Raw genomic sequence first — 23,904 nt, forward strand, 5'->3', positions numbered from 1 at the left:
CAAAACGGGGCGAATGATGGAAACTGGAGACTCAAACAGACCTTGAGTCGGCTATGCATGGTGGGGACGAAAACATGGATCACGGGAACCGAACTGAGCGCGAGGCATTGTTTCCCGTGAAACATCCTCCCGGGCAGTACGTCGAAGTAGACGGGCAACGTCTGCATCTGTTCGTCCGGGGAACCGGCCCCACGATCGTTCTCTGCGGCGGCCTGGGCAGTAACTGGTTCGACTGGAACGACACCGTCGATATCTTGAGCGCCCGCCATCATGTCGTGGTTCTCGACCGCCCCGGCTTCGGACTCAGCGACCCTCTACCCGATGGCGCCACTCCCAACGTCCGCGGCGAGGCCGACAGGATCGTCGGCGTCCTCGACGCGCTCGGTGTCACCGAGCCGGCCGTCGTCGCGGGTCACTCGATTGCCGGCTTCTACGCAGAAGCAGTGGCCCGGCTGTACCCGTCGCGCATACGTGGTGTTCTTCTCCTGGACTCGAGCGCCGAGTCCGACCCCCGCCGCATCCTTCCGGCGGCTCTGCGAGTGCGCGCAGCGCATTCCCTGTCGACGCTACTGAGCCGCACGGGCCTTCAGCGGCTCGTCGGCCCGCGCGTCCGACCGATACTCAACCAGGCGACGCCGCCCGACGGGACACCGAAGGACGTCGTCGACTGGGTCGACGACATCTACCGCAGGCCTACCTATCTCACGGCTGCACTCGTCGAAGATGTCGTCTACCCGGACCTCGCGGCCGAATTGAACCGACTTCGGAAGCGATTGCCACTCGTTGTTCCCGTTATCGTCGCGGCCGCCCACACCGGACGCCCGTCCCCGTGGGGACGCAGATGGATCAAGACCCAGCGCAAGCTGGCCACATACTTGCGAGCGGATTTCACCGTCGTCATACCCGCCCATCACCACGCCATGATCGACAAACCCGCCGAGGTCGCGGCGCTCATCACCGAACTGGTGTGAACCTTTCCCGTCGACGCACGTAACGTGTGTCGACGAGCCCGTAGCCCAAGACCCGAGCCGAAGCTCGGCGATGGCGCGGTAGCACGAGAGGAAATTGAAGATGGGTGCGATCAGCACAACGCAAGGTCGACAGTCGAAGATGCTCGGTCTGGGCGTTCACCGCCCCGAACGAATAGTCACCAACGATGAGATCTGCGAGTTCATCGACTCCAGTGACGAGTGGATTCAGACGCGATCGGGCATCAAGAACCGCCGATTCGCCGACCCCGAAGAAAACGTCGTCCAGATGTCGATCTCGGCAGGCCGAAAAGCACTCGAAGCCAGCGGCATCTCTGCCGAGCAGGTCGACACCGTCATCGTCGCGACCTCCACACACCTCGAACTGACACCCCAAGCAGCCGCCAAGGTTGCCCACGGACTCGGCACCAAAGGACCGGCCGCGTTCGACATCTGCGCCGGATGCGCAGGCTTCTGCTACGCACTCGCCGTCGCATCGGACCTGGTCAAGGCCGGAACCTCGCAGTACGTCCTCGTCATCGGAGCCGAGCAGCTCAGCGTCACCACCGACCCGTACGACCGCACCACCCGCTTCATCTTCGCCGACGGTGCCGGAGCCGTCGTCGTCGGACAGAGCGACGAAACCGAAATCGGACCCGCCGTATGGGGATCCGACGGCTCGCAGTCCGACGCCATCGTGCAGACCACGGACTGGTACGAATACATCACGACAGCCAACATGGAACGACCCTGGATCAGGATGAACGGAATCTCAGTCTTCCGCTGGGCTGCATTCGAGATGGGCAAGGCCGCGCAGAAGGTACTCGACGTCGCCGGCATCAAAACCGACGAACTGCACGCCTTCATCCCTCACCAGGCCAACAGCCGCATCACCGATCTGCTGGCGAAGAGCCTCAACCTGGACGAGGGCACCGCCGTCGCCAACGACATCGCCGAAACCGGCAACACCTCCGCGGCGTCCATCCCCCTGGCAATGGAAGAACTACTGCGCACCGGAAAAGCCAAAGCAGGCGACACAGCGCTGCTCCTCGCCTTCGGTGCAGGACTGTCCTACGCCGGACAGGTCGTCAAACTCCCGAAGCTGTAATCACTCCACCCGTCCGCAGCCCACACCCACCCGCAGTCCACCTATCCGCAGTCCACTCGATGTGACATTCAGTGGCCTTTTCGGCAGTCAATGTCACGTTGAGTGGACTCGGGCCGGGCGGGGGGTGAGCGTGGGCCGAGGGTCTGGCCGAGTCAGCTTTCGGGTCGTAGGGTTGGTTCATGCCCAAGCCTCCGTTGCCCGTTGATGCTGTCGAGTTGCTGAAGAAGGCGAATCCCGCTGTCATGGCGGTGGTTCGTGCCGATGGAACTCCGATCACCGCGCCCACGTGGTATTTGTGGGAGGACGGGAAGATCGTGCTCAATTTCGATGCTTCACGTAAGCGGCTGGAGCACATTCGGGCGAATCCCAAGGTCTCGATTTCGGTGATGGACGAGGCCAGTTGGTATACGCATGTGACGGTGCACGGTTCGATCGAATTGCAGGACGACCCGGATCTGGTGGATATCGATCGCATCGCGACGCATTACACCGGCGAGCGGTATCCGGTTCGCGATCAGCCGCGCGTGACCGGTTACGTGACCGTCGACGCGTATGTGGGCTGGGGCAAGGTCGGTTCGTAGACGTCGCGTTGCCGCTTGCGACGGCCCAATTCAGGTGCAAGACTCCCGCAATGGTCAATCCGCAGGGTGAAGGTAGCGACGCGTTCGAGAAGGACGAGCCGTACGGGGGTCAGCAGTACCCGCCGTATCAGGACCCGAACACGAGCTACCAGAACCCGCAGCACGGACAACCTCAGTACCAAAATCCTCAATACCCGAACCCTCAGTACGGACAACCCCAGTACGGACAACCCCAGTACGGACAGCCGCAATACGGTCAGGCCCCGTATGTCGGAGCGGGTTTTCGGCCGGCACCCGCCACGAACACGTTGGCGATCGTGTCGCTCGTGTTGGCGGTGTTGGGTCTGACGTTCATCCCGCTGATCGCGTCGGTGTGTGCGGTGGTGTGTGGCCACGTTGCGAAGGGCCAGATCAAGCGCACCGGCGAGGGCGGGTCAGGATTCGCGACGGCAGGTCTGATCGTCGGCTACGTGTCGGTCGCCCTGTTCGTCCTCGTCGTGGCTGCTATTTTCATCTTCGCGATAGCAGCCTCGAATTCATCCACGTATTGAGTTCGGTTGCTGCGCCAGTCGGCCGTTCATCGCTGCGGCCCACAGGCCGGCGATGACTGCCAACGCAATGACGAACAGCGCCAAGGCGTTCCATCCGAGTGACTGAAAGACCACTCCGCCGTGCCAGCCGACGACGGACGATCCTCCGTAATAGAACAGGTTGTACAGCGATGTCGCCTGCGCCCGTCCGTGGACGGCTCGCTGGCCGGTCCATCCCGACGCGATGGCGTGGGCGGCGAAGAATCCCATCGTGAAGATCACCAGCCCGGTGAGGATCACGGCCAGGTTCGACGCCATCGTCAGTGCGACTCCGACGATCATGGTGGCGGTCGATCCGGCGAGGACGATCGACCGGCCGTGCTTCGTCGCCAACTTCCCCGCCACTCGCGAGGACACCGTGCCACTGAGGTAGGCCACGAAGATCAGGCTGATCAGAGACTGTGGAAGTCCGAAAGGTGCTGCCTCGAGCCGGAATCCGAGGAAGTTGTAGACCGCGACGAATCCTCCCATCAGCAGGAACCCCTGGCCGTACAGCGCCAGCATCCCCGGCTCTCGAAGATTCACCCACAACCGACCGGGTAGGTCACCGATCTTGCTGTGCACGAGGGTGGTTCGCGGCCGCGGTGCCAACCACACGAACAGTCCCGCTGCCAACGCCGCGATGACCGACACGGTCAGGGTTCCGATTCGCCAGTTGGTCTGTTCTGCAACGGGTCCTGAAACTATTCGCCCCAGCAGCCCACCGAGCGTCGTACCGGACACGTAGGTTGCCGCCGCCAACGCGGTGTGATTGCGGTGCACCTCCTCGCTGAGATAGGCGATCGCGATGGCCGGAAGTCCCCCCAGCGCAGCACCTTCGAAGAATCGCAGGACCAGCAGCACCTCGAGCGAAGGCGACAGAGGCACCAGCAAACCCAGTGTCGTCGCGACGAGTATCGAGGCGGTCATCGCTCGAACGCGTCCGATTCGGTCGGCCGCGACCGACCACGGAATGACCGACACCGCGACGCCGACGGTCGCCAGGCCGACGGCGAGCGAGGACTGCGACGGGGTGATGTCGAGACTGGACGCGATCAGCGGCAGAATCCCCTGTACCGAGTAGAGCTGCGCGAACGTCGCCACTCCGGCGAACAGCAGCGCCAACACGAGACGCCGGTACTCGGTCGATCCCTTGGGATGCCCCTCCCACTCCAGGACCTCGGGCTGCGTCGTAGTCATGTCAAAGACGTTAGAAGCGCTCACGGTATACGTCCAATGCATGAGAGACCGACGATCGATACGTCAGCGATATGCTTCACCCATGCGCCGCGAGACCACCGAGCTGCTACCACTTCTGCCGACCCTGGTCGCGGTGGCGGACACCGAGCACATCACTGACGCCGCCCACGTCCTGGGAGTCCCGCAACCCACCGTCAGTCGGCAGGTCGCCCGCGCGTCGGCGATCCTCGGCGTCGACATCGTGGAACGACGGGGCCGCGGCATCGTGCTGACCAGTACCGGCCGCGTCCTCATCCCGTATCTTCAACGAGCCCTGAGCGACATCGACGCCGGTATCGACGCCATGACCGAGCACGACGCCCGAGCGCGTGGCCGAATAGCCGTCGCGTTCCAGAACACACTCGGTGAGGACGTCGTGCCCGCACTGATCCGGCACTTTCGCGTCGACCATCCCGCGGTGACGTTCGATCTGGACCAAGGCGCACGTGCGCGCTGCCTGGACCGGCTCGCAGACCGCACGTCCGACCTGGCGTTCGTGTCTTTGAGCGCCGAACACACCGACACGAATTCCTTCCAGCTGTACGACGAGCGGCTGATGCTGGTCGTCCCCGAACATCACCGTCTCGCGTCGCGAAAGACGGTCGATCTCGCCGATACCGCCGACGAGAACTACATCGCCATGGGCCACGGATACGGAATGCGCTCGATCTGTGACGAGCTGTGGGCCGATGCCGGATTCAGCCCGCGCATCGCGTTCGAGGGACAGGACACCCATACAGTGCGCGGACTCGTCGGCGCCGGCCTCGGCATCGCCATCCTGCCGCGGATCCGTGCACACGGCGCCGAGGGTGGAACGGTCGACGTGGGACTTACCCAACCGACTGCGCGCAGGCGAATCGGCATGGTGTGGGAGCCGGGGACGGACATGCCCCGCCAGGTGGCGGCCTTCCGCTCGATGGTGCAACGCAGTGGACGCACACTCGTGATTAGGTGAGTCGATGCAACTGGTTCTGGTACGGCACGCCCTTCCGCGACGATCGGAGTCCTCGGCCGATCCCGATCTCGACGAACTGGGCGTCGAGCAATCCCGCCGAGTGCCGGATGCGCTGGCACGCTTCACGGTGTCCCGAGTCGTGTCGAGTTCGCAGCAACGCGCGATCCGGACCGCGCAGCCACTCGCCGAACGGCTCGGTCTCGAGATCACGACCGACGACCGTCTGACCGAGTACGACCGGGACTTCGGCGGCTACGTCCCGATCGAGGCCGCGAAGACCGAATTTCGCGACGCCTACGACCGCATCAAGGCCGGTCACCTACCCGAGCAGGTCGACGAGCAGGCCTTCCGCCGGCGAGTTCTCGACGGAGTGGACGATATCGTCTCGGCCGCCGCGCACTCCGATACCGTCGTCCTCTTCGCTCACGGCGGCGTCGTCAACATGCTGTTGCAAGACATTCTCCAGACCCCGAAAGTGCTCGGATTTCCCATCGACTACTGCTCGGTGACGCGTGTGCTCTTCTCCCGCAGCGGTGCCCGATCGGTCTCGTCGGTCAACGAGACCGCCCATGTGTGGGACCTGTTGCCGCGCAACCGACAATCCACAGAGACCTCTTAAAGTCCCTGGTAGAGGTGCAGAACGGCCGCTGTGGATCGCTCCGAGTGGTCGGTGCGGCCGGCGGTGGCAGTTAGCCTCGAAGTCATCATGGGTGAAATGCGTATCTTCCGACGTCCTGCCGTTGCTCTCGTCGCACTGGCGTTCCCTCTGGTGGCTGTGGGTGCGTTCGCACTCGGCACCGGCTACGACCTGGGCGGAGAATCGACCACGACGACCGCCGTTGTCGCAGACACTCAGCAGGCCCCGGCCGAGGCACAGCAGACGGCCGATCCCCTGTCCAAGGCCAGGAGCAGCCTCAACAGCGCCTCGCTCCCGATCACCTTTCTCTCCAGCGGCATCGGTCAGCTGACCGAAGGCGGAACGCAGCTCAACGACGGCGTCGGCCAGCTCGCCGACGGCATCACCCAGGCTCACGACGGAACCATCCAGCTCGCCGACGGTTTCGGCCAGTACCGCGACGGCATCGGCCAGCTCGGTGACGGCGCATCGCAGATCAGCGGGGGTGTCGACCAGGTCGTCGACCAGCTCGCCGGATTCGGAGCTCTGCAGGCCGACTTCACGGCAAAGCTCGCCGCCACGGCAGACACGGTCGATCGCTTCCCGCATCCGGGGTCCGACGCGATTTCCGGCGAGATCCGCGGAGTGATCGACAACCTCAACACTCAGGCGTTCGGTCCCGATACGCTCGCTCAGCTGCAGACCCTCAAGGGTGGTGCTCAGCAGCTGTCGACCGAACTGAACGACCCCAACAGTCAGTTCCTCGGTGCCACCGCGCAGCTCGGCGACGCAACCGTGCAGTTGCGTGACGGACTCGGCCAGCTCGACGACGGCGGGCAGCAACTCAAAGCCGGCACCGATCAGCTCGTGACGTCGGTGAAACCCGTCGAGGGAATCGTCAACGGCATCGCCACCAATGTGCGCGACGCCTCCGCCGCCCTCCCGGCAAAAGCGGCGGCCACGACCGATGACGCCACCTCCGACCAGAACGTTGCAGCGACTGCGACGAGCACCGGCATCGGTGCCACCCCGTATCTGATCGCCGCCCTCGTGGCACTCGGAGCTCTCGGCTGCGTCAGCCTCGTGCGGGTCCTGGGCAGGGACACCAAGCCGCGGTGGCTCGCCGTCGGAGCGGCCGTCGCCGCAGTGGGTGTCAGCGCGGCCGTCGCATTCGCCTTCGCCACCGACGCCGCCCTCGGACCGGTGATCGGAGCCGGCGCGTTCCTCATCGTGTCGGCCGCGGCTTATCTCGCCACCGCAGGCGCAATTCAACGAGTGCTCGGTGCCGTCGTCGGGCAGATCGTCAACGTCGTCGCCCTCGTGGTGCAGGTCGTCGTCTGCGGATTCGCGTACGCATCGACGGCACCGATCTGGGGAGACGTCGCAGCCTTCATGCCGATGAGCTACACCGCCGCCGGTGCCCGCATCATCGCGTCGGGAGAGATGAGCGGGACCGGGTGGCTGGCGATCGGTGCCACGGTGGCGCTGCTTGCCGTCTCGGCACTCGTGTACGTCAGCGCGCGGGCCGGCTCAGCCGATGGGCCGGAGCGGATGGATGGCGGGCGGGGCCGCGAGATGGGCACCGAATTCGCTTAGCGCCTGCTGCAGGTGCGGGGTCTGCATGTGGCCGTCGAGGTCCTCCTGCGACTTCCATACCTCGATGGTGATGAAGGTGCCCGGCTCGACCGCCGACTCGAACAACTTGTAGGAGACGTTGCCGCTCTCCTTGCGTGACTCGGCGACCAGAGCGACGAGCCCGTCGCGCACGGTGTCGATTGCGTCCGGCTTGGCGGTGATCGTCGCGACTACCTCGAGATCGTTGATCATGCGGAATCGGTTCCTTCGTTCGGCGAGACACACTCTTCCTCACCGAACGTACTCCCGACCCACCTAAGGTGAGGTGTCCACGCGGGAAGGGAAGAAGCAGTGAATCAGACGGCAACCGAGGATCGCGCCACGAAGAAGGAATGGCTCGGCCTCGCGGTACTGGTGGTGCCGATCCTCGTGGTCTCCATGGACATGTCGGTGCTGTATCTCGCGCTGCCCTTCATGACCGCCGATCTCGAACCCACCAGCAACCAGACCCTGTGGATCCTCGACATCTACGGATTTCTGCTGGCCGGTCTGCTGATCACCATGGGCTCACTCGGCGACCGTATCGGACGCCGGACCCTGCTGATGGTCGGCGCGGTGGTCTTCGGCGCGGCATCGCTTGCCGCGACGTTCTCCACCTCCCCCGAGATGCTGCTCGTCGCACGTGCACTGCTGGGAGTCGGCGGAGCCACCATTGCGCCGAGCACACTGTCGTTGATCCGCAACATGTTTCACAACCCTGCACAGCGCAAGGAAGCGATCGGCCTGTGGACAGCCGGTTTCGCAGGCGGCGCAGCAGTGGGCCCGGTTGTCGGAGGCGTTCTGCTGGAACACTTCTGGTGGGGTTCGGTCTTCCTGATCAACATCCCCATCATGGTCGTGCTCTTCGTTGCGGCCCCGCTACTGGTCCCCGAGTTCAAGGACAGCGACCCCGGAAAGTTCGACCCGATCAGCGTGATCCTCGCGATCTCGTCGATGCTCTCGATCGTGTTCGCCATCAAGCACGGGGCCCAGGACGGTATCGACGCCACGACGATCACCACCACGATCCTCGGCCTGGCACTCGGCTTCGTGTTCGTCATCCGGCAACGCAAGGCATCGAACCCGCTCATCGACGTGACGCTCTTCGCCGAACGTGCTTTCAGCGCTGCAGTCGTCGTGCAATTTCTGGTCATCTTCTCCATGACCGGCTTCAGCCTGTTCGCCTCCCAGTACCTGCAGCTGGTTCTCGGACTCGGACCACTCCGCGCCGGACTGTGGTTGCTGATTCCCGCTGCCGCAGCGGCGGCCGGTGCCGTCACCGCACCGACGATGAGCAAGGTGATCCCCACCGGCACCATCATTTCGGCGGGCCTGCTGTCCATCGTCTTCGGTTGCGTCGCACTGATATTCGTGCTATCCGACTCCGGCCTGCCGCTGCTGCTGACCGGAATGGCCCTGGTCACGTTCGGGATCGGAGCAGCATCGACTCTGAACTCCGACATCGTGCTGACCGCTGCGGCCCCCGAAAAGGCCGGGGCTGCATCGGCATTGTCGGAAACCGGGGCCGAGCTCGGCGGTGCCGTCGGCATCGCGATTCTCGGCACCATCGGCAGCACCGTCTATCGACACCGCATGGAGGACGCCATCCCGGCGGGCACATCGGCCGAGATCGCCGATCCGGCCCGCGAAACCATCGGCGGCGCAATAGCCGTGGCCGACTATCTGCCGGAGCCGTTCGCATCGCAGTTGACCGACGTCGCGCACTCGTCCTTCATCGACGGCTTCAACCTCGCCGCCGGTACGAGCGCCGTGCTGATGTTCGTCAGTGCCGTCGTCGTGTTCCTGTTGCTCCGTCGGGTTCCTGCTAGTACGTCGTAGTCAGACCGCGTCGGCGAGGTAACGCGCCAACCACCGCGTCGCCGACACTCCGTCTCCGACGTCGTAGGTCTGATATTCCTGGTGGATGCCCGAGCGGTAGAAGGCCTCGATCTCCCGCTGACGCTGGGCGTTGGCCTGGTCCGACAGCTGCCCCTGCAGTACGGGTAATCCACCGGACGCAGCGAGGTCGGCGATCAACGATTGTGCTTCCTGGGTGTACTGATCTGCGACGTCGGGCGCGGGGTTGGACGACACGGCGAGGAAGCCCGCGAGCCGCGCCACGTAGTCGTCCTTGGGTGTCGAGCAATACAGATCGCCGACGGCGCAGAACGTGCGCACCACCGGACTGACGTAGCCGAATCCACCGACCCTGGGTCCACCGACGCCGGTACCCACCACAGGGGGACCGACCAGGGCGTCGGTGTCCGATCGCTTCGGGTCGGAGACGAGCCCGACCGCCACCACCTTGTCGGCCGGAACCACCCCGAGACCGGTTCCGATGGACGCGGCGAGATCACCGGCCGCGTCCGCTCCCTGGCTGTAGCCGATGATGCCCAATTTCGTTGCGCCGCAGCGATCCGCCATCGCCTTCAGCATGCCGCCTGCGTTGGTGACGGCAGCAGCACGGGACTGCCCGTACACCTCGCCCTCCCACGGGAACGCGGTGGCGGGATACGAGACGTACTCGGTGCGGATGTCGCCACCGAGACGATCGGTGACGTCGGTCAGCATCCCCGGCTTCGGGGCAGCACCGGAGCTGGTCTCCCACGTTCCCGGAATCGCGACGACGTACATCGAGGGACAACCGCCGGGATCGGCGACGGCGGGCGATGCCCCGACGACCAGACCGGACGCAACAGCTGCAGCGACGCCGACACCGGCGCAGAATTTCTTGACACTCATGGGGGAGGGGGCCTCACTGGGTGATCGAACGCTTCTTGTGTTCGATCACCACAATGACAGCGGCCTGTGACCATCCGATGCCCACATGGTTAACGGACGTAACCGTGCGTCACACGGTTCGCCGCCACCCGTCGGGATCAATCGCCGCCCGTCGGGATCGGTAGCCCCCCTCGGGATCGGTCGCCCCCGTCGGGATCAATGCGGCTTTCAGTCGCTCAGAGTGCAACAAAGGGACATTGATCCCGACGGGACGGGCGAAAAACTACCTACCGCTGGGGCGCCTGGGTGGGCACGATCGGCGACGGCAGTGCCGTTGCTCCCTGCAGGAAGGTGTCGACGGCGGCCGCGCAGGAGCGGCCCTCGGCGATGGCCCACACGATGAGCGACTGACCGCGGCCCATGTCTCCGGCGACGAAGACGCCGGGCACGTTGGTGACCCACTCGTTGGTGCGCTCGACGTTTCCGCGCTGGTTGAAGTCGACGCCCAGGTCGGTCAGCAGACCGCCCTTGTCGGGTCCGACGAAGCCCATGGCGAGGAGCACGAGATCGGCTTCGAGCGTGAACTCGCTGCCTTCGATCTTCTCGAACTTGCCGGCCTTGAATTCGACCTCGCAGGCTTCGAGTGCGGTGACCTTGCCGTTCTCACCGACGAAACGCTCGGTGTTGACGGAGAAGACGCGCTCGCCGCCTTCCTCGTGTGCGGACGCGACGCGGTACATCAGCGGGTACGTCGGCCACGGGGTGGAGGTGGCACGCTCCTCGGGCGGACGCGCCATGATCTCGAACTGGTGGACGCTTTCGGCGCCCTGACGGTGCGAGGTGCCCAGGCAGTCGGCTCCGGTATCGCCGCCGCCGATGATGACGACCTTCTTGCCCTCGGCACTGACAGGCGGCTGCTCGAAGTCGCCCTGCTGGACGCGGTTGGCGTGCGGCAGGAACTCCATGGCCTGGTAGATGCCGTCGAGCTCGCGGCCCTCGATGGGCAGGTCGCGCCAGGCGGTGGCACCGCCGGAGAGGACGACGGCGTCGAACTGCTCACGCAGTTCATCGGCCGAGATGTCCACGCCCACATCGACGCCCGTGCGGAAGACGGTGCCCTCGGCCTCCATCTGCGCGAGCCGACGATCGATGTGGCGCTTCTCCATCTTGAACTCGGGAATGCCGTAGCGCAGCAATCCGCCGATGCGATCGGCACGCTCGAACACCGTGACGGTGTGGCCGGCGCGGGTGAGCTGCTGCGCTGCAGCAAGTCCGGCGGGTCCGGAGCCGACAACGGCGACGGTCTTGCCGGTCAGGTGCGTCGGGTAGACCGGCGTGACCCAGCCTTCCTCGAAGGCCTTGTCGATGATCTCGACCTCGACCTGCTTGATGGTCACCGGATCCTGGTTGATACCCAGGACACACGCCGCCTCGCACGGAGCGGGGCACAACCGTCCGGTGAATTCCGGAAAGTTGTTGGTGGCGTGCAGGCGATCGATGCTGTCGCGCCAGCGATCCTTGAACACCAGGTCGTTCCACTCGGGAATCAGGTTCCCGAGGGGACAACCGTTGTGGCAGAACGGAATGCCACAGTCCATGCATCGGCTGGCCTGGGTGCGCAGAGTGTCCTTCGAGAAGTCCTCGTAGACCTCTTTCCAGTCCATCAGGCGCAGATCGACGGGCCGCCGCTTGGGTACCTCGCGAACCGTGTTCTTCAAAAATCCCTGTGGGTCACCCACGAGCTGCCTCCATGATCGCTTCGTCCACGTCCGCGCCGTTCTTCTCGGCTTCGGAGATGGCCAGCAGTACCTTCTTGTAGTCGCGAGGCATGACCTTCACGAAATGGTTCACCTGCTGTGACCAATCCGCGAGGATCCGCTCGGCCACCTCGGAGCCGGTCTGCTCCTGGTGACGAGTGACGATGTCCTTCAACCAGGTGAATTCGTCGCCCTCGAGCTCGTCGATGTCGACCAGCTCGGTGTTGAGGTTGGCCTCGAACGTCTTGTTCGGATCGAAGATGAACGCGACGCCGCCGGACATGCCGGCACCGAAGTTTCGTCCCGTCGTGCCGAGGATGACGACCTTGCCGCCGGTCATGTACTCGCAGCCGTGATCGCCGACGCCTTCGACGACAGCAACGGCTCCGGAGTTACGAACCGCGAACCGCTCGCCGACGACGCCGCGGATCAGGGCTTCACCGCTGGTGGCACCGAACAGGAACACGTTGCCGCCGATGATGTTGTCCTCGGCCACGAATCCCTTCGGAGCGTTCAGCGACGGTCGCAGCACGAGATGTCCACCGGACAGGCCCTTGCCGACGAAGTCGTTGGCATCTCCGTTGAGGCGCAACGTCATACCGGAGGGCACGAACGCACCGAAACTGTTGCCGGCCGAGCCGGTGAACGTGATCTCGATGGTGTCGTCCGGGAGGCCGACGCCGCCGTAGGCCTTGGTCACCTCGTGTCCGAGCATCGTGCCGACGGTGCGGTTGACGTTGGTGATCTTGGACTCGAACGCGACCTTCTCGCCCTTGTCCAACGCGTTGCGGCTGGCCGAGATGAGCTGCTGATCGAGGGCCTTGTCGAGACCGTGATCCTGAACGCCTGTGTTGTACAGGTTCTGGTTCATGAACGCCGATTCGACCTCTTCGAGGATCGGCGACAGATCGAGCTTCGACGCCTTCCAGTGCTCCTTGGCCGCGGTCGTGTCGAGCAGACCGACCTGGCCGACGGCCTCGTCGAGGGTACGGAAGCCGAGCTCGGCCATGAGCTCGCGCACCTCTTCGGCGATGAACATGAAGAAGTTCTCGACGAACTCGGGCTTGCCAGCAAAACGCTTGCGCAGCAACGGGTTCTGTGTCGCAACGCCGACGGGGCAGGTATCGAGGTGGCAGACGCGCATCATGATGCAGCCCGACACGACGAGCGGAGCGGTGGCGAAACCGAACTCCTCGCCGCCGAGCAGAGCAGCGACCATGACGTCGCGGCCGGTCTTGAGCTGGCCGTCCACCTGCACGACGATGCGATCGCGAAGACCGTTGAGCAGCAACGTCTGCTGGGTCTCGGCCAAGCCGAGCTCCCACGGTCCACCTGCGTGCTTGACCGACGTCAGCGGCGTCGCGCCGGTGCCGCCGTCATGGCCCGAGATGAGCACCACGTCCGCGTGCGCCTTGGACACACCCGCCGCGACGGTGCCGACTCCGACCTCGGAGACCAGCTTGACGTGAATACGAGCCGACGGGTTCGCGTTCTTCAGGTCGTGGATCAGCTGCGCCAGATCCTCGATCGAGTAGATGTCGTGGTGCGGCGGCGGCGAGATCAGACCGACACCCGGCGTCGAGTGCCGAACCTCGGCGACCCACGGGTACACCTTGTGAGCCGGAAGCTGGCCGCCCTCACCGGGCTTGGCTCCCTGCGCCATCTTGATCTGGATGTCGGTGCAGTTCGTCAGGTAGTGCGAGGTGACGCCGAAACGTCCAGACGCGACCTGCTTGATGGCACTGCGTCGCCAATCGCCGTTCTCGTCCGGCTCGAAGCGCGAGACGTCCTCGCCGCCCTCACCGGAGTTCGAGCGTCCACCGAGACGGTTCATTGCGATGGCAAGGGTCTCGTGTGCCTCGGCCGAGATGGAGCCGTAGCTCATCGCACCCGTGGAGAAACGCTTGACGATCTCGCTGGCCGGCTCGACCTCGTCGATCGAAATCGCCTGTCGCTCTTCGGTCTTGAAGCGGAACAGACCGCGCAGCGACGCGAGCCGCTCGGACTGGTCGTCGACCATCTTCGTGTATTCCTTGAAGATGTCGTACTGACCGGTGCGGGTGGAGTGCTGCAGCTTGAAGACGGTGTCGGGGTTGAAGAGGTGGTACTCCCCTTCCCGACGCCACTGGTACTCGCCGCCCGTCTCGAGCTCACGGTGTGCGCGTTCCTGACGGTTGTCGAGGTACGCGACGCCATGTCGCGCTGCGACGTCGTCGGCGACCTGATCGAGATCGATACCGCCGAGATGGCTGTTGAGCCCGGTGAAGTACTCGTCGACCAGTTCCTGCGACAGGCCGATGACCTGGAACAGCTGGGCTCCGGTGTACGACGCGAGAGTCGAGATGCCCATCTTGGACATCACCTTCAGCACGCCCTTGCCTGCGGCCTTGATGTAGTTGCCGACGGCCTTGTCGAAGTCGATGCCGGTGAGGGCACCGCGCTCGATCATGTCCTCGATCGACTCGAAGGCCATGTACGGATTGACCGCTGCCGCACCGAATCCGATGAGCAGAGCCATGTGGTGGACCTCGCGGGCGTCACCGGCTTCGATGATCAGACCGACCTTGGTGCGGGTCTTCTCACGAACGAGATGGTGGTGCACTGCCGAGGTGAGGAGCAGGGACGGAATCGGAGCGAGCTTCTCACTGGACTCTCGGTCGGAGAGCACGATGATCCGCGCCCCGCCCGAAATGGCAGCGGAAACCTGAGCGCGGATGGCCTCCAACGCCTTTCGGAGACCTTCACCACCCTCGGCAACCGGGTACAGGCCACGCACGACCACCGAGCGCAGCTCTTCCTGCGTGCCCTCGTCGTTGATGTGGACGAGCTTGGCGAGGTCGTCGTTGTGCAGGATCGGCTGGGGTAGCACGATCTGCTTGCAGCCGTCGGCACCCGGGTTGAGCAGATCACCCTCGGGACCGATGGTGCCGCCGAGGCTGGTGACGATCTCTTCACGGATCGCGTCGAGCGGCGGGTTGGTGACCTGGGCGAACAGCTGCGAGAAGTAGTCGAACAACATCCGCGGACGTGCCGACAGCACGGCGATCGGGGTATCGGTACCCATCGAACCGATGGCCTCGGCACCGGACTTCGCCATCGGCGAGACCAGCACGTTCAGTTCCTCGGTGGTGTATCCGAAGATCTGCTGGCGGATCAGCACGCGATCGTGCGGCATGTGCACGTGCGGCCGCTCGGGCAGATCGTCGATCGACGTCAGGCCCTCGTCGAGCCACTGCTGGTACGGGTGCTCGGCGGCGAGTTCGTCCTTGATCTCGTCGTCGGAGACGATGCGGCCCTGTGCGGTGTCCACCAGGAACATCCGGCCCGGCTGCAGACGCACCTTGCGGACGACCTTGGACGGGTCGATGTCCAGCACGCCGACCTCGGAAGCCATGACGACCAAGCCGTCGTCGGTGACCCACAGGCGGCTGGGGCGAAGACCGTTGCGGTCCAGAACTGCGCCGATGACGGTCCCGTCGGTGAAGCACACCGAGGCCGGTCCGTCCCAGGGCTCCATAAGCGAGGAGTGGTACTTGTAGAACGCCCGGCGTGCGGGGTCCATGGACTCGTGCCGCTCCCAGGCCTCGGGAATCATCATCAGCACGGCATGCGGCAGGCTGCGGCCGCCGAGGTGCAGCAGTTCGAGCACCTCGTCGAAACGTGCTGTGTCACTGGCTCCGTGGGTGACGACGGGGAAGATCTTCTCGAGCGCTTCCGAGCCACCGAACACGTCGGAGGTGATGAGGGCCTCGCGGGCGCGCATCCAGTTCTCGTTGCCGGTCGCGGTGTTGATCTCACCGTTGTGTGCGACCCGGCGGAACGGGTGGGCCAACGGCCACGACGGGAACGTGTTGGTCGAGAAACGCGAATGCACAAGTCCCAGTGCACTTTCGACGCGCTCGTCCTGCAGGTCGAGGTAGAAGCCCTTGAGCTGGGGCGTGGTCAGCATGCCCTTGTAGACGAACGTCTGCGAGGACAGTGACGGGAAGTACACGGTCTCGCGACCGGGGCCGTCCTTGCCTGCGCCCTCTTCACCCAACTCGTGTTCGACGCGCTTGCGAATGACGAAGGCACGACGCTCGAGTTCGAGGTCGGTGATCGCCGCGTCGGGAGCGGAGAAGAACAACTGACGGAACGTCGGCATCGCGTCGCGCGCCAACGCGCCCAAGGAGGAGTCGTCGGTGGGGACCTCACGCCATCCGAGGACGGTCATGCCTTCGCTCTCGACGATGCGCTCGACACCCTCGCACGCGCGTGCGGCGTCGCTGCGGCCCTGCGGCAGGAATGCGACACCTGTTGCGTAGGCACCGGGTGCGGGGAGCTCGAAATCTACGACGGCGCGGAAGAACGCGTCCGGTACCTGGATCAGAATGCCCGCACCGTCGCCGGTGTTCGGTTCGGAGCCCGCGGCACCGCGGTGCTCGAGGTTGACCAGTGCGGTGATCGCCTTCTCGACGATGTCGCGACTGCGGCGACCGTGCATGTCCACCACGAATGCGACACCACAGGAGTCGTGTTCGTTGACGGGATCGTAGAGGCCTTGCGGGCCCGGAGTGTGCTTCATACCTAGCCTTCGGATAAGTCCAGCCTTGAAACTCGTCGGCGACGGTGTGGTGTAACCGGCTGCTCGAACGGCCTGCGGTGCGTCCTCGCCGTTGAAGCAGCACCTGTCGATCTTCCACGCTTTCCTCTGCACGGGCGGGTGGGCTCGTGGTAGAAAAGTGAAGGTCTCGACGGATCAGGCCGTGGTGAGGCCGATCCAATTACGAACGATAAGTCAGTACCAGGGTGCTCTCGCAAATAAGGTAAGCCTACTTCGGGCTCTCACCTGCGATTTTCCACCGAATCGACGGGGTCCGGAATCCGGCTCTGCATCGACACGTCGACATCGTTGTCGAACTACACGAATGTAAGGCATCACCCGCGCTCACGCGCCGGGGTTCGAAGAAACTACTGGCCGCAGCGATCGAGATCAGCTGCGGCCAGTGTGGTGGGCGGAGGGGGACTTGAACCCCCACGTCCCGAAGGACACTGGCACCTGAAGCCAGCGCGTCTGCCATTCCGCCACCCGCCCGGGTGACGGCGAGAACACTAACACGCACCCCGCCGTGCTCGAAAATCGCCGCCTCGAGCTGCCCTGAGCAACCGGCGGCACAGCGTTGCTGTCGGCCGCACCGTATATCATGCTTGCAGCGCGACTTCGTGATGACACGCGGCCGTCGCACCGTTGTAGGCAACAGGCACCACAGGGTGGAAGAACACAGTGAGAGGAGGGGTCACGATGGGCATCGTTCAGCGTTTCGAACGCAAGCTGCAGAGCGCTGTCGGCGACGTCTTCGCCCGCGTGTTCGGCGGCGGCGTCGTACCGGCCGAAGTCGAGGCGGCGCTGCAACAGGAGGCGTCCGATCTCGTTCGCCCCTTGGACGGCGGTCATTACCTGGCACCCAACAACTACGTGATCACGATCAACAGCTCGGATCACGAGGAACTTGCCGGTGATCGCGAGCTCACGGTCAAGGCTTTCTCGCGTCACCTGGACGATTACATCCGTGATCAGGGGTGGCAGACCTACGGTGACGTGGTGGTTCGCTTCGAACCGTCGCCCACCCTTCACACCGGACAGTTCCGGGCCAGTGGCTCGGTCGATCCCGATGTGGGACGATCGGCGATTGCTGCGCAGAACAGCTCTGTTCAGCAGAACGCGTCGGCACAGCCAGCCCGTCCCGTCCCTTCAGCCACGCAGCGACCGACTGCCCCACCGATGTCGATACCAGGAGCCGGCCACATGACGCAGAACCCAGGCTACGACCCGCAGCGCGACCCCGCGGACGGACATCGTCCGGATCCGCGCGCGCGCAACGGATACGCCGGTGGCCAGGATCCCCGCTACGCGGCGCGTGAGCAGAACGGATACGACGCGCAGGGTTATGCGCCCGCCGATCGAGATCAGCGCTACGACCAGCAGCCGTACAATGCCCAGGGCTACGAGAACCAGGGCTACGACGAGCAGCCGTACGCCCAGCACGGCCAGGCCTACAGCGCCGCCGGCGGCCAGGAGCAGGGATACGACCAGGCCTACGGAGCACCCAACGGTCAGGAGCAGGGTTACGACGCCCAGGGCTACGACCGAGCGGGCTACAACGCCCAGGGTTACGACGCGCAGGGCTACAACGCCCAGGGTTACGACGCGCAGGGCTACAACGGTGCCGGTTACGACTACAACGGTGGCGAGCAGGGCGGTGCTTACAGCGAGGCTCCCTATCAGGAGCAGGCGTACGGCGAGCCCGCCGGCCGCTATGCCGAGCCGCAGGGTGCCGGTTACCCACAGCAGGGCTACCAGCAGCCCGCCTACGACTACCCGCCCGCCCAAGCGCCCTACGGCCGCGGCTACCCCCAGGGTGCCGGTGATCGCGGGGACGGCTACGGCTACGACCAGCCGGCGTCCTACGCAGGTCAGTCCCAGGCGCTCGCCGCGACCCTTCAGCTCGAGGACGGCAGCGGCCGCTACTTCCAGCTCCGGGACGGACAGAACATCATCGGGCGCGGCCAGGACGCCCAGTTCCGCCTCCCCGACACCGGAGTGTCACGCCGACACATCGAGATTCGCTGGGACGGCCGAGTGGCCATGCTGTCGGATCTGGGATCCACCAACGGAACCACCGTCAACGGTGCACCCGTCCAGGATTGGCAACTGGCCGACGGCGACGTGATCCGCGCCGGTCACTCCGAGATTCTGGTCCGGATCGTCTGATCACCGGAGTGGCCCGGCCGACCGAGATGTTCGTCTCCTCGACTCGCAGGTTCGCCCACCCGTATGTCGTCCACACGAGCGACTGCACCCTATGATGCTGCGAGACAACCATGTCTGTCGCGCCGCCGCGTCGGATTGTGGGGGATGCAGGTCCGATCGCGAAGGAGGAGGTGAATCGTCGTGCAGGGATTGATTTTGCAACTGACCAGGGCAGGTTTTCTGCTTCTGTTGTGGTTCTTCGTCTGGGCCGTTCTTCGGACGCTGCGCAGTGACATCTATGCCGCAGCCGGTATGCGTGTGCCCGCCCGCTACTCCGGTGGCTCGAAGGTGCTCCCGTCGTTCAACAAGCAGAAGGTGGCGAAGTACCTCGTGGTGACCCAGGGCGGCCTCGCCGGCACGCGCATCTCGCTCGGCACTCAGCCGGTTCTGATCGGACGCGCAGACGATTCGACTCTCGTTCTGACAGACGACTATTCGTCCACCAGGCACGCTCGCCTCTCGCCTCGCGGCGGAGATTGGTACGTCGAAGACCTGGGCTCGACCAACGGCACCTACCTCGATCGAGCCAAGGTCACCACCGCTGTACGCGTTCCACTGGGAACTCCGGTTCGCGTCGGCAAGACCGTGATCGAGTTGCGCCCGTGACCCTTGTTCTCCGCTACGCCGCCCGCAGCGATCGCGGTCTCGTTCGCTCCAACAACGAGGACTCCGTCTACGCAGGTGCGCGACTGTTGGCTCTGGCCGACGGCATGGGCGGTCACGCCGCAGGCGAAGTGGCCTCGCAGTTGATGATCGCCGCGCTGGCGCACCTCGACGACGACGAACCGGGCGAGGATCTGCTCGGCAAACTCGAAGCCGCCACCCGCGAGGGCAACGCCTCCATCGCCGACCAGGTGGAAGACGAGCCCGAACTCGACGGCATGGGAACCACGCTGACCGCAATCCTGTTCGCGGGCAAGCGAATGGGTCTGGTGCACATCGGTGACTCGCGTGCCTACATGCTGCGCGCCGGCTCGCTCACTCAGATCACCCGCGACGATACGTTCGTCCAGTCACTGGTCGACGAAGGCCGCATCACCGCCGAACAGGCGCACACGCACCCGCAACGCTCACTGATCATGAGGGCGCTGACCGGTAACGAGATCGAGCCGACGCTCACCGTCCGCGAGGTCCGTGCCGGCGACCGCTACCTGTTGTGCTCCGACGGTTTGTCGGACGTCGTGAGCGACGAAACCATCGAGAACACCCTCGCCGAGGGCGAGACCGGGCCGTGCGCCGACCGCCTCATCGAACTAGCCCTGCGCAGCGGTGGCCCGGACAACGTCACCGTCGTCGTCGCCGACGTCATCGACCTCGACTACGGCCAGAGCCACCCGATTCTCGGCGGCGCAGCCAGCACCGAGGACGAAGAAGACGCTCCGCCGCCGAACACTGCAGCGGGCCGCGCCGCCGCCATGCGTCCCCCGCGCACGACGCCCAAGCGCGTGACCGCCCCTGTGGTGACACCGGAGAAGAAGTCGCACAAACTGCGGTGGTCGCTGATCGCGCTGACCCTGATCGTGTTGGCCGGAATCGGTGTCGTGGTTGCCAATTCGGTGATCAAGGGCAATTACTACGTCGGTGCCGACAACAGCAAGGTCACCGTGCTGCGCGGTCTCCCCGGTTCCGTTCTCGGGTACTCGTTGCAGAGCGTGGAATTGATCGGCTGCCTCGACGACAACGGTGGCGTCACATTGACTGCACCCGACGCCGCGCCGGCCGATTGCGTCCCGTTCGAGATCGACGACCTGTTGCCGGCCGCGCGCGAGCAGGTGACCGCAGGACTCCCGTCGGGCTCTCTCGACGACGCCCGCGGTCAGGTGCAACGGTTGGCCTCGGGAGACCTACTGGAGGTCTGCGAGACCGAGCCGGCAGTGACCACCACAGCCGCACCCGCCCCGACGACGCCGATCATCGCGCCCCCCGGAGTGCCGTTGCCTCCGCCCGCGCCGGAGCCCGTTCCGGAAGCTGCCCCGACCACTACCGCCGTGCCGACACCGACCGTCGCGCAGATCCCAGGCCAGAACTGCAGGACCGGTACTCGATGAGTTCCAATCCGTCCGCAGGAGGCTCCTTTCCGAGTCCTCCCGGTGGGTTCGCTCCCGCACCGATCCAGTCGAATCGTCGCAATGTCGAATTGCTGCTGCTCGGTGCCGCGGTCCTGATCACCACCATCTCGTTGATCCTCGTCGAAGCCAGCCAGGAACAGACGATCACCTGGGACCTGGCCAAGTACGCGCTGGCCTACCTCGCACTGGTGACGGTGGCGCACTTGGCCGTACGACGGTTCGCCCCCTATGCGGATCCGCTGCTGCTGCCGATCGTCGCGCTGCTCAACGGTCTCGGCCTGGTGCTGATCCATCGACTGGACCTGGCCGATCAGCAACAGGCGCAGTACCTCGGCAACCCCATTCCCTCGCCCGACGCCAACCAGCAGGTGCTGTGGACGACGCTGGCCATCGCCGGCTTCGTGGCACTGCTGGTGCTGCTGCGCGACTACCGCACCCTGGCTCGCTACGGGTACACCCTTGGCCTGGCCGGCTTGATCCTTCTCGCCATTCCCGCGCTGCTGCCGTCGGCGTTCTCCGAGGTCAACGGATCCAAGATCTGGATTCGGTTGCCCGGCTTCAGTTTGCAGCCCGGTGAATTCGCCAAGATTCTGCTGCTGATCTTCTTCGCGTCACTGCTGGTGTCCAAGCGCGAACTGTTCACCACGGCAGGCAAACACTGGCTCGGCATGGACTTCCCGCGCGCTCGCGATCTCGGGCCCATCATCGTCGTGTGGATCGTCTCGGTCGCGGTGCTCGTGTTCGAGAAGGACCTGGGCACGTCGCTGCTGATCTTCAGCACCGTTCTGGTGATGATCTACATCGCCACCGAACGTGTCGGCTGGATCATCATCGGCAGCGGTCTGCTGATGGTCGGATTCTTCTTCGCCTACCAGGCGTTCAGCCACGTGCGCGTGCGGACACTGACCTGGCTGGACCCGTTCGCGGACTACAACGACACCGGCTACCAGATTTCCCAGTCGCTGTTCGGTCTGGCCACCGGTGGGCTCGCCGGCACCGGCCTCGGCAGCGGTCGCCCGTCGCAGGTTCCGTTCCCCAAGACCGACTTCATCATCGCCACCGTCGGCGAGGAACTCGGCCTCATCGGTTTGGCCGCAGTGCTGATCCTGTATCTGCTGTTCGTCATTCGCGGAATGCGTACTGCGCTCGCCGTCCGAGACAGCTTCGGCAAGTTGCTCGCCGCCGGGCTCTCGTTCACCGTCGCCGTCCAGCTGTTCGTCGTCGTCGGCGGCGTCACCAAACTCATCCCGCTGACCGGTCTGACCACCCCGTACATGTCGTACGGAGGATCCTCGTTGCTGGCGAACTACCTGTTGGTGGCCTTGCTGATCAAGATCTCCGACGCAGCGCGTGAGCCTGCGACCCCCAAGAAGAAGCCCGCTGTGGCCGCCCCGATCGCCGAGGCGCCGACCGAAATGGTGAAGCGCGCATGAACACTCCCCTACGCCGCGTCTCCATCGCCATCATGGTGATGGTGGTCGCCCTGCTCGCCAACGCGACCTACGTTCAGGTCATCAAGGCCGACGACCTGCGCACCGACCCGCGGAACTCCCGCGTTCTGCTCGACGAGTACTCACGTCAGCGCGGTCAGATCTCGGCCGGTGGCCAGGTTCTCGCATCGTCGGTTGCCACCGACGATCGCTACAAGTACCTGCGCACGTACCCGCAGAATTCGATCTCCCCCGCGAGCCCGCAGGCCAACGCTCCGATCACCGGCTTCTATTCGATGCTGTACTCGAGCACCGGTCTCGAACGCGCCGAGGACCCGGTACTCAACGGATCCGACGACCGGTTGTTCGGCGGACGCCTGTTCGACCTCATCTCCGGCCGTGATCCCCGCGGCGGCAACGTCGTCACCACCATCGACCCGGTCGTCCAACAGGTGGCGTACGACCAGCTGACCGCCAAGGGATACACCGGCTCCGTCGTGGCCCTCGACCCCGCCACCGGCAACATTCTCGCCATGGCCAGCACACCGAGCTACGACCCCAACCTGCTGGCCAGCCACGACGGCAGCACCACGTCGACCGCCTGGGAGAACCTGAGCGACGATCCGGGCAAGCCGCTGGTGAACCGCGCGATCTCGCAGACCTACCCACCGGGATCGACGTTCAAGGTCATCACGACCGCCGCAGCGCTCCAGGCGGGTGCCACTCCGGACGATCAACTCACGGCCGCGTCGAACATCACCCTTCCGGGAACGTCGACGACGCTCGAGAACTACAACGGTTCGACGTGCGGAGGCGGTCAGACCGCCTCGCTACGTGAGGCATTCGCACGGTCGTGCAACACCGCCTTCGTCGAACTGGGCATCGACACCGGTGCCGACAAGATGCGCGAGACCGCCGCCAAGTTCGGTATCGGAGAGGACACCAGCATCCCGCTCACCGTCGCCGACAGCACCATCGGATCGATCGACGACGACGCAGCTCTCGGCCAGTCCAGCATCGGTCAGCGCGACGTGGCGCTGACCCCGCTGCAGGACGCCGTCATTGCCGCGACCGTCGCCAACGGCGGTGTACGAATGGCCCCGAACCTGGTGCAGCAGTTGCAGTCTCCCGACCTGTCGGACCTGTCCAGCTACCAACCCCAATCGATGGGCGAGGCGATCAGCTCCGATACGGCCGCGACCCTGACCGATCTGATGATCGGTTCCGAGAACAACACCAGCGGGGAAGGCAAGATCCCCGGTGTGCAGATCGCGTCGAAAACCGGTACCGCAGAACATGGTTCGGATCCTCGCAACACCCCGCCCCACGCGTGGTACATCGGATTCGCACCGGCGAAGGACCCCAAGGTCGCCATCGCCGTCATCGTCGAGGACGGCGGAGATCGAGCCCTCGCCGCCACCGGCGGTTCGGTCGCAGCACCCATCGGCCGCGCCGTCATCGCCGCCGCATTGCAGGGGAGGTGAGCA

The 23,904-nt window shown here is 64.9% G+C and carries 18 protein-coding genes and 1 tRNA gene; 13 read left to right on the forward strand and 6 right to left on the reverse strand.

The window, feature by feature from the left end:
• Positions 1–74: 74 nt before the first annotated feature.
• From CH278_RS09175 to CH278_RS27955, 4 genes are all read left to right on the forward strand, one after another.
• Positions 75–971 carry an alpha/beta fold hydrolase gene (locus CH278_RS09175; protein WP_179274541.1) on the forward strand — a complete coding sequence of 299 codons (897 nt, stop codon included), beginning with the start codon at positions 75–77 and terminating at the stop codon, positions 969–971.
• A gap of 100 nt (positions 972–1,071) precedes the next feature.
• Positions 1,072–2,076: a beta-ketoacyl-ACP synthase III gene (locus CH278_RS09180; protein WP_027494965.1), complete on the forward strand. Its 1,005-nt coding sequence runs from the start codon at positions 1,072–1,074 to the stop codon at positions 2,074–2,076.
• A gap of 179 nt (positions 2,077–2,255) precedes the next feature.
• The gene (locus CH278_RS09185) at positions 2,256–2,657 is read left to right on the forward strand and encodes a PPOX class F420-dependent oxidoreductase (RefSeq protein WP_032367602.1); all 402 of its coding nucleotides are present in this window, start codon (positions 2,256–2,258) and stop codon (positions 2,655–2,657) included.
• A 50-nt stretch (positions 2,658–2,707) separates the two neighbouring features.
• A complete protein-coding gene (locus tag CH278_RS27955) occupies positions 2,708–3,208 on the forward strand; it encodes a DUF4190 domain-containing protein (protein WP_094621744.1) in 501 nt (166 codons plus the stop codon).
• On the opposite strand, the gene CH278_RS09195 is transcribed toward CH278_RS27955, so the two are convergent.
• Entirely contained in the window at positions 3,194–4,426 is a 1,233-nt protein-coding gene (locus CH278_RS09195; RefSeq protein ID WP_094621745.1) for an MFS transporter, read from the reverse strand. The genes CH278_RS27955 and CH278_RS09195 overlap by 15 nt on opposite strands.
• Before the next feature lie 82 nt (positions 4,427–4,508).
• Here CH278_RS09195 and CH278_RS09200 point away from each other — a divergent pair, with 82 nt between their 5' ends.
• From CH278_RS09200 to CH278_RS09210, 3 genes are all read left to right on the forward strand, one after another.
• Positions 4,509–5,420, forward strand: a complete 912-nt coding sequence (locus CH278_RS09200; protein ID WP_094621746.1) for a LysR family transcriptional regulator — start codon at positions 4,509–4,511, stop codon at positions 5,418–5,420.
• A 4-nt stretch (positions 5,421–5,424) separates the two neighbouring features.
• Positions 5,425–6,039: a histidine phosphatase family protein gene (locus CH278_RS09205; RefSeq protein ID WP_027494969.1), complete on the forward strand. Its 615-nt coding sequence runs from the start codon at positions 5,425–5,427 to the stop codon at positions 6,037–6,039.
• A 96-nt stretch (positions 6,040–6,135) separates the two neighbouring features.
• The gene (locus CH278_RS09210) at positions 6,136–7,632 is read left to right on the forward strand and encodes a phage infection protein (RefSeq protein ID WP_230595160.1); all 1,497 of its coding nucleotides are present in this window, start codon (positions 6,136–6,138) and stop codon (positions 7,630–7,632) included.
• On the opposite strand, the gene CH278_RS09215 is transcribed toward CH278_RS09210, so the two are convergent.
• Complete coding sequence (locus tag CH278_RS09215; protein ID WP_176458028.1) at positions 7,567–7,860, reverse strand: putative quinol monooxygenase; 294 nt, start codon at positions 7,858–7,860, stop codon at positions 7,567–7,569. The genes CH278_RS09210 and CH278_RS09215 overlap by 66 nt on opposite strands.
• Before the next feature lie 102 nt (positions 7,861–7,962).
• Between CH278_RS09215 and CH278_RS09220 the strand changes: the two genes are divergently transcribed.
• A complete protein-coding gene (locus CH278_RS09220) occupies positions 7,963–9,489 on the forward strand; it encodes an MFS transporter (RefSeq protein WP_094621748.1) in 1,527 nt (508 codons plus the stop codon).
• Here CH278_RS09220 and CH278_RS09225 read toward each other — a convergent pair whose 3' ends face one another.
• The 4 genes from CH278_RS09225 to CH278_RS09240 all read right to left on the reverse strand — a co-directional run bounded on the left by CH278_RS09225 (position 9,490) and on the right by CH278_RS09240 (position 17,202).
• Entirely contained in the window at positions 9,490–10,392 is a 903-nt protein-coding gene (locus CH278_RS09225; RefSeq protein ID WP_094621749.1) for a cutinase family protein, read from the reverse strand.
• Positions 10,393–10,658: 266 nt separating this feature from the next.
• Complete coding sequence (locus CH278_RS09230) at positions 10,659–12,110, reverse strand: glutamate synthase subunit beta (protein WP_027494974.1); 1,452 nt, start codon at positions 12,108–12,110, stop codon at positions 10,659–10,661.
• On the reverse strand, positions 12,103–16,692 hold the full coding sequence (gltB, locus tag CH278_RS09235) for a glutamate synthase large subunit (RefSeq protein WP_032385264.1): 4,590 nt from the start codon (positions 16,690–16,692) through the stop codon (positions 12,103–12,105). The genes CH278_RS09230 and gltB overlap by 8 nt, the downstream gene beginning before the upstream one ends.
• Positions 16,693–17,116: 424 nt before the next feature.
• Positions 17,117–17,202, reverse strand: a tRNA-Leu gene (locus CH278_RS09240).
• Positions 17,203–17,409: 207 nt separating this feature from the next.
• Here CH278_RS09240 and CH278_RS09245 point away from each other — a divergent pair.
• The 5 genes from CH278_RS09245 to CH278_RS09265 all read left to right on the forward strand — a co-directional run bounded on the left by CH278_RS09245 (position 17,410) and on the right by CH278_RS09265 (position 23,901).
• Complete coding sequence (locus CH278_RS09245; RefSeq protein WP_094621750.1) at positions 17,410–18,879, forward strand: DUF3662 and FHA domain-containing protein; 1,470 nt, start codon at positions 17,410–17,412, stop codon at positions 18,877–18,879.
• Between the two features lie 180 nt (positions 18,880–19,059).
• Positions 19,060–19,524 carry an FHA domain-containing protein FhaB/FipA gene (locus tag CH278_RS09250; protein ID WP_027494977.1) on the forward strand — a complete coding sequence of 155 codons (465 nt, stop codon included), beginning with the start codon at positions 19,060–19,062 and terminating at the stop codon, positions 19,522–19,524.
• Positions 19,521–20,966: a PP2C family protein-serine/threonine phosphatase gene (locus tag CH278_RS09255; protein ID WP_094621751.1), complete on the forward strand. Its 1,446-nt coding sequence runs from the start codon at positions 19,521–19,523 to the stop codon at positions 20,964–20,966. Before CH278_RS09250 ends, CH278_RS09255 begins: the two co-directional genes overlap by 4 nt.
• Positions 20,963–22,420 carry an FtsW/RodA/SpoVE family cell cycle protein gene (locus CH278_RS09260; protein WP_027494979.1) on the forward strand — a complete coding sequence of 486 codons (1,458 nt, stop codon included), beginning with the start codon at positions 20,963–20,965 and terminating at the stop codon, positions 22,418–22,420. The genes CH278_RS09255 and CH278_RS09260 overlap by 4 nt, the downstream gene beginning before the upstream one ends.
• A complete protein-coding gene (locus tag CH278_RS09265; protein WP_032367613.1) occupies positions 22,417–23,901 on the forward strand; it encodes a peptidoglycan D,D-transpeptidase FtsI family protein in 1,485 nt (494 codons plus the stop codon). The genes CH278_RS09260 and CH278_RS09265 overlap by 4 nt, the downstream gene beginning before the upstream one ends.
• Positions 23,902–23,904 lie beyond the last annotated feature (3 nt).

It is taken from the genome of Rhodococcus sp. 05-2254-5 (assembly GCF_002258575.1).
Classification (GTDB): Bacteria; Actinomycetota; Actinomycetes; order Mycobacteriales; family Mycobacteriaceae; genus Rhodococcoides; species Rhodococcoides fascians.

What these genes read in the sequence shown, in the direction of transcription:
- CH278_RS09260 (WP_027494979.1), top strand. Translation starts at nt 20,963, where the DNA reads ATGAGTTCCAATCCGTCCGCAGGAGGCTCCTTTCCGAGTCCTCCCGGT.
- CH278_RS09265 (WP_032367613.1), top strand. Translation starts at nt 22,417, where the DNA reads ATGAACACTCCCCTACGCCGCGTCTCCATCGCCATCATGGTGATGGTG.
- gltB (WP_032385264.1), bottom strand. Translation starts at nt 16,692, where the DNA reads ATGAAGCACACTCCGGGCCCGCAAGGCCTCTACGATCCCGTCAACGAA.
- CH278_RS09180 (WP_027494965.1), top strand. Translation starts at nt 1,072, where the DNA reads ATGGGTGCGATCAGCACAACGCAAGGTCGACAGTCGAAGATGCTCGGT.
- CH278_RS09245 (WP_094621750.1), top strand. Translation starts at nt 17,410, where the DNA reads ATGGGCATCGTTCAGCGTTTCGAACGCAAGCTGCAGAGCGCTGTCGGC.
- CH278_RS09185 (WP_032367602.1), top strand. Translation starts at nt 2,256, where the DNA reads ATGCCCAAGCCTCCGTTGCCCGTTGATGCTGTCGAGTTGCTGAAGAAG.
- CH278_RS09205 (WP_027494969.1), top strand. Translation starts at nt 5,425, where the DNA reads ATGCAACTGGTTCTGGTACGGCACGCCCTTCCGCGACGATCGGAGTCC.
- CH278_RS27955 (WP_094621744.1), top strand. Translation starts at nt 2,708, where the DNA reads ATGGTCAATCCGCAGGGTGAAGGTAGCGACGCGTTCGAGAAGGACGAG.
- CH278_RS09200 (WP_094621746.1), top strand. Translation starts at nt 4,509, where the DNA reads ATGCGCCGCGAGACCACCGAGCTGCTACCACTTCTGCCGACCCTGGTC.
- CH278_RS09195 (WP_094621745.1), bottom strand. Translation starts at nt 4,426, where the DNA reads ATGACTACGACGCAGCCCGAGGTCCTGGAGTGGGAGGGGCATCCCAAG.
- CH278_RS09175 (WP_179274541.1), top strand. Translation starts at nt 75, where the DNA reads ATGGATCACGGGAACCGAACTGAGCGCGAGGCATTGTTTCCCGTGAAA.
- CH278_RS09210 (WP_230595160.1), top strand. Translation starts at nt 6,136, where the DNA reads ATGCGTATCTTCCGACGTCCTGCCGTTGCTCTCGTCGCACTGGCGTTC.
- CH278_RS09225 (WP_094621749.1), bottom strand. Translation starts at nt 10,392, where the DNA reads ATGAGTGTCAAGAAATTCTGCGCCGGTGTCGGCGTCGCTGCAGCTGTT.